Source organism: Prevotella melaninogenica (assembly GCF_013267595.1).
Taxonomy (GTDB): Bacteria; Bacteroidota; Bacteroidia; order Bacteroidales; family Bacteroidaceae; genus Prevotella; species Prevotella melaninogenica_D.
In genome coordinates, this window is record NZ_CP054010.1 from 970,770 (window position 1) to 986,832 (window position 16,063).

Below are 16,063 nucleotides of genomic sequence, written 5' to 3' on the forward strand. Positions count from 1 at the left end.
GCGGTGAAATGTTTCAATATATATAGTGCAAAGATAGGGTAAAATTACCAAAATTGGTAATTTAAAGATACCATTAACACTTTTTACGTGTCACTTTTTTGCTTAGGAAAGATAAAAGGTACAGCAAATACAGATGAATCGAACAAACAACTTGTTAACTTATCTACTTGTACAACTTGTCTACTTGTTAACTTGTCTACTTATATAAAGAGAGACCATTCACTCTTAATGTGTCCGTGTCCTTATCCTTACCAATACATCCTGCTGATCTTTTTCTAATTTGAACCTCTCCACAAAGAAGTAATCTTTGAGTTGATTAAGTAGCAACTTATTCTCCTGCTGATACTTCTCTCCCTTTTCAAGTGCCAAGGAGTAGATATCCTTATATTGCTCAAAAGGTGCGTAAAACTTTCCCAATAGTTGCTGGAAATGTGTCTTAAAGTATTCTTTATCATCAACACCAGTCTTAGCTTTGATAAAATAGAAGTCATAATCCTCATCTAACCATTTCTGTATCTCTTTACAGAAACGCTGTCTTACCTTCATCTTCCACGCGGTCTTCTGACTTTGATTATCTCTCGCATACAGTGAAAGAACGTAAAGGAAGTTCACATCATAATGGGACAGCAACAGTGTGTCACGGTCAAAGAGTCGGTTATCAAACTGCACACGCTTGTGCCTGTTTCTCTTTCTGTCGGTTTTCTCTATATTGTCATCGTCATAACTGAACATTTCATTCAGCTTTGCCGATATAAAGAAATTAGGTAGGATATTATAGCCTTCTGTCACATCATCTCGCAGGCGAACACCCGAAGATGGCTTATCACCATTGCTAAATATATCAATGTTCCATTGTATAACATTCCGTGCATAGGTGTATTGCTTATAGATTGACTGACTTCCTAACTCATGACCAATCTTATAATACTTACTATCCCCGATATAATACGTTTGCTCGTTCTCCCCAGCAATAAGACTCTGTGACGTGAACAGATGATCAACGATTTTCCCATCCTCTTGCTGTTTCTCCATACCATCTGGCAATGGGTTATCGCCTATCAGTTCATCAATAATGGCTTCAAAAACAACATAAAAGTTTTTAACCAACAAGTAGTCCCGTTGTTCAGTGGCAACCATCACCTGCTGTGCTTCGTCGAAGAAGTTATAACACAAATGCCATAGTTGTAAGGCTTTATCAGAGAAATACTTATACTTTATCTGTCGTAAACGTGTCTTACCAAATCCATTGAGATAGGTATCAAAACGCTTACCGGTAATGAGCTGGAACTGGCAACAGATATCCTTCGGAAAACCGTAGGTGTCACCAATATAATTTAGGATGGAAAAGAAGATGATGAGTAGTTCTTCATCAAAGTTTATCTGTCGCCGCTTATTAACTGGGTTTAGATAGACAGCCTGCTCATTCTGAATAATAGCAGTCTTCGTTGCTATCGTTCGTTGCCAATTAATCTTGTTCAGACCACTATGCAGATTCTTTATGATAAAGAAGAAAAAACTTTGATTGTCTTGATTGAATTGTATCAGCGACAGAAGAATATCAAGGTAGGTATTACTCTGTCTGCGTCCTCGATTACAAATTTGTGCTATATATGATTGACAAACTATTCTCGTATCATTGCGTCTATCATTCTTATAGACCACTATGGCACGATAAATCCACACAGCAAACTTATAAAGAAAACTACGCTCTTTGGAGTCGAAAGTATCTAAGTTGGCTATATCCTCTGGCTTATACTTTCCAAAAACAAGTTCCTGACCGTCAACATCCTTCAGCAAAACCTTAGGAAGAATAAAGACACAATCCTTGAGTAGCATATTATAATAATACCCTACGTAATGGATAGACACCCTACCCTCCATATTCTCTAAGGCATCAATACCATAGAGAACGTCCCTAACCTTAGAGACATCGTACTGATATTCTTCTATAAGGATTCGCATAACGAATGTCTACTGCTGCTTTGAATACTTAACAAAGACCTCACGCATACGAAGTATTCGTGTAATAATAAGATCGAAGATGGTAGTCCAATGTTCTTTATCTTCAAAATCTATATTGTCTATCCGCTCTACAATCGTACTTGATTTCTTTTCTGGATTCTCACGCCACTCATACGTTGTATCCATCTCTGCTTCAATATCCTTTTTCTGATCAGCAAGATGATAATAAATATCTGTGGTTCTATCGAAATATACTTGCAGTGCAATAGCACGCTCCCAAAGTTTCAGAACTACAGACATATAGAAATCAGCACCAGACACATAGAAATTCTTCCAATGATCCTTACCAGCCTTTTTAGTTCCTCCAAAGTAAGTTTTAAAGTCGTCATTCTTGTGTGCATAGGCTAAAAATGCCTCCCAAAAATCATATCGCTTTCGTTCTGACATCGACCATGTCGCCCTTGGGTTCTCGGAGTCGTCTGTATTCTCTGCCTGTCCGTTGTATTCCTCTTCGCTTTCTTCAACTGGTGTTAACCCTAAGTTACCAAGGAACTGTGCCACTTTATCTGTCCTTACCTTAGTCTTCATTTCGCCTTCAGTATAGAACTTTGCAAACGTTAGTTTTCCACCTTCAACTGTATCATCAAAGATAGGACCTACTAAATCGAAGTCCTTAAACACATCGTTCCAAAGGTAGAAGACAACCTTACCCACAAATGTCTCTGCGCTAATAACGCCTCCATGTGCCTTACAAAAGAAATAGCCCAACTTCTTATCCTCCGAATTGGTCGTGCTCTCTATCTTCTTGTTTATCTCCTCTAAGAACTGCCACCAGTCATATAGACTGCCCGCAACATCAATGACATAACCTTTCTTTGCATCCGATATTGGCATATAGCTCCAATCCCAACGACGCTTAAAGGCTGAGTCTATAGGGAACAAACTCTGGTCGCTGGTGTTCATTGTTGCCCAAATAAACAGATTACTTGGCAGTAGGAGAATATTACCCTCCAACACCTCGCTCACTACATCACGACCACCATAAAGGCTATTAATGACACCTGCCTGAGGAATAGACAATCCCTTTAGTGCTTTAGCCACATAACGTTTCATATCGGTATCTGCCTTCACAGGATAGTCAGAGAAGCCGCTATGATTGCGGTCTAAGAGCTGGAACAAATCACCAAAGATCTGTGCACAATTACCTCGATTAATCTCTTCTATCACTAAGAACTGTCGCTGTGGATTGCCTTCATCACACGTAGCATACTTCTCCCACGCAGTAATATATGCTTGTAGAAAAGCCTGTGGAACAAACTCATAGACAATCTTCTCCTCCGTCAGTATCTGCGCATGCTCAACGACAGGATGTCCCGACAAGTCACGCATCGTTATCTCTCGTGTCGTCGGCTTATACGCTCCCACAAAAGACGAATAGTCACTATCTGGATGGAACGTAGTACGAATTACATCCTCCCCCTTTATCTCCTGATTGATTGTAAATGACTTACCAGTGCCAGGTGCACCGTAGAAGATTTGCTGGCGGGGAAGACTGCTTACGTTATTCTTTACTTTGTGAGTTGATTGAAGAACCATTTGAGCCATTACCGACAGCGTTGAAGAATAGCCATACTCAAACTTATCTATCTCACTGCGCCCAGACAATGCTTGTCTTGCAGATTCAGATGTAGCATCAGAATGCTCACTCCAATAGTTTACATATTCTTCCAACAGACTTTTTGAGATTGTACGTAAGCCTGTAGCACCTTTACTTATTGACCTTACCAAATAACATAATCTGTCCTCATCAACAATCTCTACCTGACCATTGTTTGATACATCGCCTATCTGTAATCTGTTATTCAACCCCATAATTTACATTCATTTAGCCTAATATGATTTAGTTATATCCAATATATCGGTAATAGTTATGAGCAATATAACTAAGTATTTCTATATGTTTTGTCATTGATTTCAAGAGCCTTATTCTATTACCATCCACCACAGTGATTGTTAATTATAGCTCTCTCCTCATTAGTACAAAACAGTGTTATACATACTCACTGCAAAGGTAATCATTTTCAGACAGAATGACAAATAAAGACAGAAAAAACAAAGTAATACAAAGACAAGGGAATAGAAGACATAATGACATAAGGGACAGAAGTAATAAAAGACAGGGTAACAAGGGAACAGAAGACAGAAGGACATAATGGACAAAGTATGTAAAGACATAGTAACAGGGGAAAAGAAAGAATGAAAAAAACAAAGCTTGGAATATTATATTGGAAGAATGGTGCTAATAAGCCTTATAAGCTTAAGAAGGCTTTTAAGACAAAGAGGATTTGTTAGTTTCCGTTTACTATTTCTTGCCACAGCCTAAAGGGTATCTCGGTGTTCACTCCCCTCCCTACAGGGGAGGGGCATTTCTATGTCTTTTATTACTTATGTCATTATGACTTCTGTCCATTATGTCATTATGGCTTCTGTTCCCCTGTTACTTTGTCTTTTACATACTCTGTCCATTATGTCTTCCGTTCATTCTGTCTGCCATTTTGGATTCTTTTATGTAAATTATTTTTATCATCTTACTATTTTGTCGATAATCGTCAACATTGAGTTTGGGGGAAATATTCCCTTTTTGTCTCGCTCTTTTAGACAGTTATTTGTAAGTATCAAGTAAACAAATATTTATATTAAACAAGGCAATAAGAGAAAGATAGTAGTTTTATACTTACACACAATAAAAAGCAGACGACCAACAAGGGAAATGGAAAGAAAAATCGTGTAAAAGTAAAGGATTTGTTTATATTTTTCACTACAAAGCCTTATTCCTTCCCTATTCGTCGCACCTAAGCTCCTAACTTGTCGACTACCCCACCCCAATAGCTACTAAAGTGTCGCACCATAGTTACTAATTTGTCGCAACCTACTTACTAATCTGTCGCCGCTAACTTACTAATTTGTCGTCGATTAGTCGTGTAACTATTTAAGGTTCAATGGCTTGGAAGTCCCTTACTAATATCTAATAAAGATTATATAACGATATTCTAAGTTTAGAAGAGGTGTTTTGTTTTAAGAAAATATATACTTTTTCGCTGGGGGAAGAAGATTTTAAACAAAGCTTTTGGGCGCAACCTCCCTTTTTGTCGCACATACGTTTTGGGAACGTTGCGGGCGTTTTTTGTTGCGTTGTTGGGTTGGGTGACGAACGTTTTGAGTCGGGTTTTCATTTCCGTTTCATGGTTTAGTCGGGTTTTAGTCGGTGGTTTCAGGCAGGAAATTTTGGTGAGATTCATGGCAGTTTGGCAGTAGGTTTTGTTTCGTTTTCTTATTTTTGTTGCTGTTGTTCTTTGCTTTATTCGGTTGTTTTTTAGGGGGTTACATAGGATTCTTATTATCTTCAAATATGTTTTTATATATTTGTGTATCAGTATATTATCGCTTTTCAGTTATGTCAAGGGCAGTGTTTTACTCACTCGGGTTCGATGGTTTAGATGGCGGCTATGCGTCAGGACGTTTGTACGTTTTTCTTTGTTATTAATTTGTCGGTATGTATTTCGAGTTTAGAAGGACTGTTTCTCTTTTTTATTGTTTAAATTTTTTGGATTTTATGGTCACATTTTAGGTAGGTTATTTGCTTTGAGTTTTCTTTTTTTCATAACTTTGTTGACATTCTTTTTATGAGTTTTTACAGTAGAGTTTTTCCTCCTTTTTTGTCGCACCTAAGTTCTTTTTAGTTCTTATTTATTTTTAAAATGCAGTTTTATCGCTAAAAGTTAGAGGCGACAAATTGGGTAGCTATTTTCGATACTCGCCTACTCTATTTATTTGATAAAGTATTACAAATAAGTATGTTATGACGGATTCTTTTGTCATTTACGTCTGAAAAGTACAAATACTTGTCACTTTTTTGTCGCACTTTACTTTTATTAATATTTGTTTTCTACTGATATTCAGTTTATTATGAAGGTTTTTTAATTCAATAAATAATATTCCCTTTTTGTCGTTTTATGCTCTCAAAGCATGGTAATTTTGATTTATAACACAGCTATCGACAGTTTTTCTTCACCTATTTAATCTATAAGTGCCAAATATGTTCCTATTTTGTCGTCCCTCATGAATGCTTTACATTAAGTTTTCTCTCCCTATTTGTCGCCCTTTTCATCATACGCTTGCTGAGGTTTTTCCTATTCTTGTAATGTTATAGGTCCTCCGCACATGTGGTGCTAAGCCTTCGCACCATATGTGCGGAGCGTTTGTAAGGTGAGCTTCCAAAATTTAGAATGATAAACTAAAGCTCTTATAAAATGTGGCACACAGAGTCACGGAGTGGACGGAGGTAACGCAATGTTACTGAGGTGCCGATGACACAAAGAGAAACGGAAGGAACGGAGATAAACGCAATATTACGGAGGTGTGCCGATGGCACAAAGAGTGACGGAGATATAGCGTACAGATTCTTGATAACTATTTTTGGGGTAAATACTTTGTATATAAATTGCTAACAAATTTGGCAATCAAGCTTCTTTGCTCCACGCACCGACGCTGTCTCCGTAACTTAGATTGCTTTGTTTTAATAATCCTCCGTCCCCTCCGTTTCTCTGTGTGATATTATGTCAAATTTCTGATCCTAAGAAGTAAATGTTTTCATTACAAATTACTGAATACTCTTTTCTTTTTGAAAAAGATTATAACTTGTTTTACAATAGTCCGTTAAATTTTCGCAGTTTGCGAAGCTTTTACCCAAAAGCCAACAGGAATTGTGGCAGAAAGAAAACATGATAAGTCTCTGAGAAAGAGATAATTAGGCAATAGAATATAACAAAGTATAACATAATAAAATCGGCTATCTCATTGAATTTCAGTAACTTTATAGATGTAAAAAGACAATAAAGTTTATGCTGATAACCAACTTGATTAGCCGATATATGAAGCTCTGCAAAGCAGCATTTAGTGCTGAAGATGGAGCAAAGTTAAACAAAAGTATTCAAACAAACGTCATGGAAATGCTTTTTCTTTTGATGGTCATCCCAAGGAAATGTAATTTTACGCAGATGGGACGCTATGGAAAGCGTGGCGAACAATGCTATCGGCAGACGGCAGAGCGCAGCGTGAACTGGCTCGAAATAAATATGTGGCTGAGTGCTTTCGCCTTCAAGCAGGGTAAAGGGCTCAATGCCATCGTTATTGATCCAAGCTTCATCAAGAAGGCTGGGAAGCATACCCCATACGTGGGTACGTTTTGGTCGGGCTGTGCAGGTGCGGTAAAGCACGGTCTTGAGATCCTCGGCATCGGTGTGATAGACGTGGACTTGCATGAGTGTATGATGCTCAAGGCTGTGCAGACCACATTGGAAAAAGGGGAGGAGAAAAAAGAGATGAGTCTATACGACTGGTATACCAAGGTGTTGGAGGACGACAAGGTAACCTTACAGCATATTTGCAAGGTTCTTGTCGCCGACTCAGCCTTCTCCAAAAGGCCTTTCATCGACAAGGTAATGAAGATGGGCTTCCATGTTGTGAGCCGCTTGCGTCATGACGCAGCCTTGTTCTACACATGGGATGGGGAACCCACGGGAAAGCCCGGCCGTCCTCGTATCAAAGGTGACAAGATTGACGTAAGGAACATCGACATATCCAAAGGCAATGAGCTTGATTTAGGAGAGACCAAAGGCAAAGCCTATGCGCTCAAGGCGTGGTGCAAGTCCTTGCATAGGGTCGTGTCGATTGTCATCCACGAGTTGCCCAACGGTGTCCGCCGTTTGTACTTCTCTACGGATGAGAGCATGAGTGGACGCGATGTGATGGAGTACTATACCACACGTTTCCAAGAGGAGTTTTGCTTTCGCGACGCAAAGCAATTCCTCGGTCTTACCGATTGTCAGGCACGCGACAAGAGAAAACTTGAATTTGCTTTCAACTCTTCATTCACAGCACTCAATGTGACCAAAATCATGTGCAAGGAACTTGGCACGTCCATCGGTCGACTTAAAGCGCAGATGGTCAATGCCTACTATGCACAACGAATTATTGACGTGTTCGAGAAGAACCCGAACACGCCATTAAATAAAGAAAGGATAAATGATATATTTAGTTTCGCTGCTGATGCAGCATAATATTTAACGGACTATTGGTTTTAGCAGTGTGATTTTTTTAATAACTTTGCAATACTATTTTTAATTATCTAAACATATGTGGTTAACCTTTTCACTTGAAAGTTCTGAAGAACTGTAAATTTTATTATGAAGAATTTTTCGAAAATGATATTTAGCTGTCGGCGCATCAAACAACTTGGGCTTTGTATTTTCTTCTTGTTATCACTTCTATCATGTGATATTGGATTTACTCTTCCGTTAGATAACAATAAGTTTAGCCACGATATTCATTTATCAGAGAATCGTATGGTGAAGGTCAGCAGTATGTACTTCGGTGGCTGGTATTACCTTCTCTTTAATTATAACCCCAATCGGTTATTAGACCACAATATGTATAATTCTTATTACTCTGGTGTTGTTTCCTAACATCTTTATATTCTTATCGTCATCTTGTTTGGCTTTGTAACTTGACGTAGCCCGCTACGCCTGCGTTACAAAGCCAAACAATCTGCTCGATAATAAAACAAAATATGTTTAGACTCTAATGACCGATTGGGGTTAAAGGGAGAGTATGTATTGAATCCCGATTCCTTACGGTTGGTCTTTTGTGATAAGAATATAAACGTAGGGAAATCTTTTCCGTTTTCAGGGACCAATACATATATGAACAATAATACGCACGTAAAGAATAGAATCATCTCAGTCCAATTACGTTGTGAACGCCAAGACAAAAGGGTTGAAGATTCATTAGCCTTATCTATTCTACCATCAGATTTTCTTATGTGTAATGAGAAAAGAGTGCTCACTGATTCGCTGAGAATAGTGTTGAAGAAAGCAAAGAGGAAATAGTTCTTTTGTAACTCAGTCTGGCTTATTGTGTAATAGATTCAGATTATCACTCCCTATTGCCGAAGATTCGTTTGAGCTTTTAGCAATAGGGAGCGATCAGAGTATCTCCTAAATTTGTGTCTTTGATGTACTGTCACATAGAGCAAAGGAGAAACGGAGGATTGTTTATATCAAAGGTATTGTAGATATGAATGCACCGTTGTACGCAGGTTTTTCGCTAATTCGGCACTCAAATTCTTATCAAACTCGTCGATTATACAGAAAATTTCAGAAACTTTATTCTTGGTAATCATCGTTCAAAAAAATGTAATCTATTGATAATCACCTATAAAGATACGATTTTTTTGACGAGATTACCAACTTTTTCAAGCCTTTTCTTATCCCGAACTCGCGTAAATCATCTGCAAATTCAGTAATGAGAGGACGTGTAAACGCAAGAAGGACGTTCAAGGGCTTAGTTGCGGATTTGAGGGAAAATAAAAACTTACGAACTAAAATCTCCAGGTTTGTGTTTTTTCCACTGATTTTAGACATAATATCCGATCGCTTTTGAGAAGAAAAAATATCAGACATTGTGTTATTTAGCTTGTAATCTCAACCATTCGGATTCATTTAATCCTACACGGGACAACTGCGCACAATAATTATTCACAATACGTTGGGCATGCATTTCTTTTAAGTCTACAACCCATTCATATGGTTCTTGATGGATGGAAGTAAATAAATATTTACCATTATCATTCTTTACTGCATATATCGCCTGTTCATCATTATTTGCACTGAATTTGATGGTTTTTAGAGCATACGAAGATTCGTTTATTCTAAATTTAGATTCTTTGCTGACTATAATTGAGTAATGTTCTTCATTTTGTTCTAACGGCAAGAATAAGAATCGTCTTTCTCCTTGTATTCGAACGGAATCACATCTTTGTTGCATACAAATGTAATAAAGATTAGATCTAATATTCTTGATAATTGTACCAAGCGTAAGCATCGGCCTTTTTTGTTGTGGAAGAAATATATTCTTATGATGAGTTAGTTTTGCAAAAGAAATATCGGAATCTTCTATTTGAATATCTCCATACTGGAAAAGTTGTGACGCAAGTTTAGGAGCCTTTTTCCCTATACTTATTTTGGTCGCAGAGTTAATTTTGGTATTTAAATCAGGCGAAACGGCATTAATAATTTGACACAAAATTTTTGGATTGACGGTTAAATCTTTCCCGGCAAGGATTATAGTCTTTTCCTCTATTCGATTGTGTATCCAATTCTCAACCCATGTATTTGTATCGATATTTTCGCTTCCAATTAATTCGGCTATCGCATCACCAAACAGTTGCACTAAAAGTTCTTTAGCGTCATTCGGATTAGGAAGATTTACTCGATGTCCTAAATAAGCCGGATCTAACTTAGGAGAAAAACTGCCTAATATTTTGGATGTATTATTTCTAATTGTGGTTATTGACGATAAAGCAAAGTTGGATAAAAGTCCGTTAGTTAGATTAGTAAACTCCGTCAATATTAACTCTGGAAGTTTATCATATTCTACAATCAATGGCTTGTATTCCGGTATGTGTTCGAATTTTTTTCCAGCTTTTGCACGGATTATGATACAGACATTTGAAGACTTTATCGTATAATCGTTATCTTTAAATGATTCCGAATCAATATTTTTTATAATGGCATCCTTAATGTCTGAAATCCCTGTTTCTCCCGTATATACTATGATTAATTTTAATTTATCAGTCCCGGCATCACTTGTAAGTTGTTTTAGTAATTTTAAAGTAAATTCTCCTCGAGGTTCATCATTATCTGCATCTGCATCAGGTTCTAACTGTTGTTCCGCGTCTCTTTCAATATCTAAATACCAATCTAAAATAACCACATCAGCTTTTTTCAAAATAACATTGTAGCTATCTATATCCGAAACGGATTTGGGCGCGTATATGGCACAAATTTTACCTGTTTTTGCAAATGCATTTGATACATCCAACGCACTAAAGGCATTATTGGTGGAGTCTTCTTTATATGCCTTGTCGTCAATAAATACTATATTTTGTATAAAGTTGTTTGCAATCTCTTTCGATTGTTCAATAAATCTGTCAGCCATATTTTTATTGCATTTTTTGAATTTTAAAAGTAACTGTAGAACCTTCCTTAGGTTGTGCCACAAATATATCATAGTTCTCTGCATTCAAAACCTCTTTACTGATACTCAACCCCAATCCTCTTCCATTGGGCTTTCTGGAAAATCTCAATTCGAAGATTCGTTCCTTATCTTGGGGCTTTATTTCAATACCGTTATTGGAAATGTATATTCCCGTATCATCCGCATGCAGCCGAATCACTTTTTCAGGAACATCACTTTGTTTCAACCAATAAATGGCATTATCAATGATATTAACAAATACAGGATAAAATGTAGAACGAAATCCGTGTATTTTTCGACCTGCAAACCCGTTAGTATGTTTAAAAGCTATATTGTGTCGTTCAAGGCGAGATTTGAACAAATCTATTAAAAATGTTTTAATATCCAATAAAGAAATGTCTTCTCTACGTCGATTCAATCGTCGGTTTAACGGGGTAAATAAATTTAAATAGCCATCCAAATGTTCGAAATTTACCTTGATATTTTTGTATATCCCTTCCAATTTGATGTCTACATCCGACCATGCTTTTAAATCTTTCAGACTATGTCGAATCGAATTAACCGTACCGTTGAACTCATGGTGCAATATCCCGACAGCCAGTCCTAATTGGCTTAATTCAACGTCCGATTGTAATCGTTCCCGTAATTCCTCCAATTCTTCCGAAGCGGCTTCCGCTATTTGGTCATTTGTAATTATTTGACCGTCTTCGTTTTTTTCAACATAAAAACTTTCAAATTGTCGAATTATACGTTCCATAACATCCGTATTTCGACTGCTTATGGATTCTATTTCTGTTTCCATTCTCTTGCGTTCCGTTACCAAATCAAAGTTATCGGCTTTATTGGTTGCTAATAATTTGAATTGATCCTTTACGCTTCGTATTTGATTATCTAAATCGATTATCAGCTCATTCGTAAGATCCTTAATTTTACGAGAAACATCGGAAACAACATCATTAGTTTCGCTTTTCTTCTTTTTATTAAGAGACAAAGCCTCGGCTGAAATCAATTCCACCGCTTGCTCCAACCGCTTTCGCTTACTTATTTCCAGATTCAGCTGTGCCGTATAATCATCAATTAGTCGATCGATATTTTCATTGATATTTTTAAATATCGTTTGTTCCAAAATTTTAAACTCATTAAGGTATGTATCAAAATCTGTTCTCATTGATTTTGACATAGCAAATCCTTTGGGACTTGTTACCGATATTCTTTTTTTATAATCGGCAACTTTTTGTCTCATGGCGAATTCCAGATCAATTATCTTCTGGCTTGCTTCATCCGCATCGTTAATGTATAAAACAGAATGTAAATCATTCCTAAAATGCGTAAGTAGCCCTTCCAGCTCGTTTTCGAATTTATGTTCCGTTAAACTGGTAAAAAAGATATCGAGCTCACGAGCAAATCTTTCCTTTTTCGATTTTGCTAATTTGTCCCGACGTTCAAGCGCGTTATGGTACGCATTGAACTCGTCTTTCTTCTGATTGAAAAATTCTGATTGTGCAGTTTTGTTTTTTTCGCTGAAAAAATCAGCGGCAAGTTGTACAAAGAAGTTCTTTAAAATCGCTTGAAGTTGACGATATGCTTTATTTTCAATAAAACCTTCGCGTCCAGCTTTCTCTACCAAACTGCTGTGTTCTCGGTCTGCTATTTCAATAGCGCCGAACATTCGTCGATAAGAAAAGAAATATGTTGATGCTCGTTTCGAACGATTTTTTTCAATATCCAGAAAATTATAATCAGAGTCCCCATACGGTAGAACTCGAATATTATCTCTATATATGTATAAACCTCCGAATTTATCTCCTTTGGCTTTAATTCTGGCATAATTTTGGACATCTACACGAGAACTTTTCAATTCTCCTTGTAAATACGCCAAGTTGATTTTAAACGGACCGCATTCGGTTTCTCTATAAGAGTTATCCCGCCAATTTACAATGTGATCGTATGTTTTTTCTCCATATATTTTTACTAATCCTTTGAATTGTCCGAATTCATCAAATCGCCCTTGAAAATGATGATCTGCCAATTCAAATTCTTCTGTTGTAAAAAAATGTTCTTTATCTATGATGCTGACAAAACTTCCGTCGTTCGTCTTATAGTCCCTAAATGAAATGTCAACGACGGGAAAAGGATGATCGGGGGTCATTGTATTGTGAAATCCCATCAACATTTTCTCGATTTTTGTAGCTTCGTCCGAATTGCCGTCTCCCTCTATATCGGAAATAATCGTATCGTAAACTGGGGAGATGAAAAATTGAGTTCCGCCGCAACCATTGGTTAATTCAAATCCTTGTTGTAGTTGTAAGGAAAGTTGGCGTGGATCAACTTGAAAAGACGTGATAGAACTTTTTATTTTTTCAAAATCCTTGTCATCAATAAGTCCTTTTTGGTCTAATTTATCAAGGGACTGTATTACTTCATTTTTAATATTGTCAATATCGACAGCATTCGGCATACGAGAGTATTCTCTTACCGGAATAACAATATCCTCCAAGTTAATCCCCGGCAACTCGAATATCTCCCAATTAATGAAAGCCACAACAATATCATATTCTTTAGATCTTAATTTTGCTTTCGATACAATCAAAACCTGACTTCCTATTGATGCAATAGCCAATCTTCCGATACCTTTTTCTCCCATGATAGGACGTCTTGGCTTTGATATGTCAATGGGCGGTAAACTGCTTTTTTTATTTGCCAATTTACTTTCGGTCCCGAGCGTAAGCCAACGAGTTTCAAATTCCTCTTTCGTCATACCGAGCCCGTCATCGCGTAATACCAGCAGATTATTACATCGGAGAAAATCGATATCGAACTTATCCGCATACGCATCATGCGCATTTTTTATAAGCTCATTAATGGCTGTTGGGATACCAGCAATTTGTTGTCACCCCAATAAGTCGAGAGCTCTTGCTCGAGTTTTAAATTGTGCCATTGTTTTCCAGTGCTTTTATCGTTTCACCTAATCGCCGAGCATATTCACACGGAACTGCATTGCCAATTAATTTTGCCGTTGCAGTAATACTATTTGTTTTAAATACATAGTTTTTGGGGAACGTTTGCAATGTAGCACCTTCCCGTAAAGAAAGGGCACGATCTTCTTCCGGATGTCCAAAACGTCCGTTTGAGATACTATAAAATTTAGTCGTAATGGTCGAAGCTGGTCGATGCCACCACATACGCCCAAATGTATCTTTAAAGCAATCGTCTTTTCCTATAAAGCAAGGTAATTGCAAATCCGGATCGTTTGCCCAATCAAGTCTGTTCCCGCCGTCATGTTTGGTCTTTGCCAATCGTTTAAGACATATATCACTTAATCCAGCAACCGTATGGTTAAACACACTACCGTCTTTATGTCCTGCGCTAACTTTGGGAAAGCCGTTTCCTTCACCTAAATAATCGGCTAATACGGTCTCTTTATCGTCCGCCTTAGGTAAATGAATATTGACGTTTTCCAATCGTGTTGCGATAAGAGAAAATCTTCGACGACTTTGAGGTACACCGTAATAGCTCATATTTACAACTTTATAAACGGGATTTTTATATCCGAGGTCTTCCAGTTTTCGTAGAAAATAAGGTAAGATGCTATCTTTATTTGTGATTATACCCGGAACATTTTCCACTAATACATATCCCGGTCTATAATATTCGATAAAGCGAGCAAAATTTTTTAATAAATCCTTCGATTTTAAGGCTTTATTCTTATCCGTATTAATTATACTGTAAAATTGGCAGGGACTGCATCCTACCAAAATCAAAAAGTCGTCATTTTTCCGTATCTCGAATTTTCGCTCAAAATAATTACTCCGTAAATTCTTTATATTTTTTTGAATGAAAACACTTCCGGGATTATTGTATTCATACGTTTCTTTGGCATCTTGATCAAAGTCCACACCTGCTATAACGTTAATCCCTGCCTGTCTTAAACCGCAAGTCATTCCGCCTCCTCCGCAGAGAAAATCGATTGCTTTATATTTGGATGCCATCATCTTGATTACACATTTGCGTAGAACAAAGTAATTCTTTAATATCAACTTTTAAAGTTTCGGCAATCGTCAGTAGTGTTTCTACCGAAAGCTGAACTTCGTTTGTACACCAACGAGAGACTGTCGATTCATTTTTATCTAATGCATGCGCCAACCATTTCCTGGTTTTTCCTTGTTCCGCAAGCACTATTTTCAGTCGGTTTATCCGACTTCATTTGCATAACTATTACTATAATTTGCAAATTTAACAAAGATAGTCCGAATGACAAAATGATTGGCGTGTTTTTATGATTACAATAATAAAAATTTCCAATATAAACCTTAATTCCGCAGCATAAACTCTTGTGAGAACTCCAAGTGTCTGAAAAACAAAGTTCTCAAAACACTTGGATATGTCAGAAGTTTCACCTATCTTGGTGCTGCAAACATAACAAGTAAGCAAAATTCTGACATGGCAAAGGTAGCAATAAAAAACATGAATATCACTTCTTTCGGTGGAATTTATCACATTATGGACGTTTTTTCAAAGTTGGGCTTTGAAAAACTTACCGAATCTGTATTGGGTAAACGTGGAAGTAGCGGCAAAGCATTCTGTTATGGAAGTATTTTTTGTGGTTTTTCATACTTCCCCATTGGTTTGGGTGGGGGATTTTATGCTTAGAAAAGAGCCAAGAAACACCGAAGCACCTCATATCAACATATAGAGCCCCAAAAAGACGTCTCATCATATAAAATTTTCTCACAAGAAAAAATACTGCGGAGTTAAGGATATAAGAGTTTTGTTTTATTCCTCTATATTTCAGATGATCATTGTCTTTCCTTTCATTGTTTTGAAGTATTTTTCGTTTTGCTGTCACTCCTCTCACTCAGTTTTATGTTGTAACCGTTTGGTTTATTGTTGTTTTGTTCTATTTGTTAAAAGTGACAGCAACTTTAATCAAAACTCTTCTTGTTAGTTATTTAAGTCTTTTCATATTTGTTTGTCATGCTTTTTTGTCTACCGCCTGTTTTTTTTT

The 16,063-nt window shown here is 37.1% G+C and carries 8 protein-coding genes and 2 pseudogenes; 2 read left to right on the top strand and 8 right to left on the bottom strand.

From position 1 onward, the window contains the following. Positions 1 to 225: 225 nt before the first annotated feature. Together FIU21_RS03605 and FIU21_RS03610 are read right to left on the bottom strand one after the other, a co-directional pair. Complete coding sequence (locus tag FIU21_RS03605; protein ID WP_036885790.1) at positions 226 to 1,962, bottom strand: LlaJI family restriction endonuclease; 1,737 nt, start codon at positions 1,960 to 1,962, stop codon at positions 226 to 228. A 9-nt stretch (positions 1,963 to 1,971) separates the two neighbouring features. Then, positions 1,972 to 3,834 carry a DUF4268 domain-containing protein gene (locus FIU21_RS03610; RefSeq protein ID WP_036885789.1) on the bottom strand — a complete coding sequence of 621 codons (1,863 nt, stop codon included), beginning with the start codon at positions 3,832 to 3,834 and terminating at the stop codon, positions 1,972 to 1,974. Between the two features lie 3,059 nt (positions 3,835 to 6,893). Here FIU21_RS03610 and FIU21_RS03615 point away from each other — a divergent pair. Beyond that, positions 6,894 to 8,081 (top strand): transposase, encoded by a 1,188-nt coding sequence (locus tag FIU21_RS03615; RefSeq protein WP_254361424.1) that lies wholly within the window; start codon positions 6,894 to 6,896, stop codon positions 8,079 to 8,081. Positions 8,082 to 9,112: 1,031 nt separating this feature from the next. Here the strand turns inward: FIU21_RS03615 and FIU21_RS13525 are convergent. From FIU21_RS13525 to FIU21_RS03640, 6 genes and pseudogenes are all read right to left on the bottom strand, one after another. After that, positions 9,113 to 9,202 (bottom strand): annotated as a pseudogene (locus FIU21_RS13525) (transposase); the annotation flags it as partial. A gap of 223 nt (positions 9,203 to 9,425) precedes the next feature. Then, a pseudogene (locus tag FIU21_RS13450) lies at positions 9,426 to 9,482 on the bottom strand (very short patch repair endonuclease); the annotation flags it as partial. 4 nt (positions 9,483 to 9,486) lie between these two features. Beyond that, entirely contained in the window at positions 9,487 to 11,019 is a 1,533-nt protein-coding gene (locus FIU21_RS03625; RefSeq protein WP_004359142.1) for a response regulator receiver domain, read from the bottom strand. A 4-nt stretch (positions 11,020 to 11,023) separates the two neighbouring features. After that, positions 11,024 to 13,942, bottom strand: coding sequence for an ATP-binding protein (locus FIU21_RS03630; RefSeq protein WP_367302986.1), 2,919 nt, complete (start codon positions 13,940 to 13,942; stop codon positions 11,024 to 11,026). A gap of 40 nt (positions 13,943 to 13,982) precedes the next feature. Next, positions 13,983 to 15,050, bottom strand: coding sequence for a DNA cytosine methyltransferase (locus FIU21_RS03635; RefSeq protein ID WP_004359140.1), 1,068 nt, complete (start codon positions 15,048 to 15,050; stop codon positions 13,983 to 13,985). After that, positions 15,031 to 15,234, bottom strand: a complete 204-nt coding sequence (locus FIU21_RS03640; protein WP_004359138.1) for a helix-turn-helix transcriptional regulator — start codon at positions 15,232 to 15,234, stop codon at positions 15,031 to 15,033. The genes FIU21_RS03635 and FIU21_RS03640 overlap by 20 nt, the downstream gene beginning before the upstream one ends. A 264-nt stretch (positions 15,235 to 15,498) precedes the next feature. Here FIU21_RS03640 and FIU21_RS03645 point away from each other — a divergent pair, with 264 nt between their 5' ends. Next, the gene (locus FIU21_RS03645) at positions 15,499 to 15,708 is read left to right on the top strand and encodes a hypothetical protein (RefSeq protein ID WP_004359136.1); all 210 of its coding nucleotides are present in this window, start codon (positions 15,499 to 15,501) and stop codon (positions 15,706 to 15,708) included. Positions 15,709 to 16,063 lie beyond the last annotated feature (355 nt).

Coding starts and splice junctions, on each gene's coding strand:
- FIU21_RS03605 (WP_036885790.1), bottom strand. CDS start 1,962: ATGCGAATCCTTATAGAAGAATATCAGTACGATGTCTCTAAGGTTAGG.
- FIU21_RS03615 (WP_254361424.1), top strand. CDS start 6,894: ATGAAGCTCTGCAAAGCAGCATTTAGTGCTGAAGATGGAGCAAAGTTA.
- FIU21_RS03610 (WP_036885789.1), bottom strand. CDS start 3,834: ATGGGGTTGAATAACAGATTACAGATAGGCGATGTATCAAACAATGGT.
- FIU21_RS03625 (WP_004359142.1), bottom strand. CDS start 11,019: ATGGCTGACAGATTTATTGAACAATCGAAAGAGATTGCAAACAACTTT.
- FIU21_RS03645 (WP_004359136.1), top strand. CDS start 15,499: ATGGCAAAGGTAGCAATAAAAAACATGAATATCACTTCTTTCGGTGGA.
- FIU21_RS03635 (WP_004359140.1), bottom strand. CDS start 15,050: ATGATGGCATCCAAATATAAAGCAATCGATTTTCTCTGCGGAGGAGGC.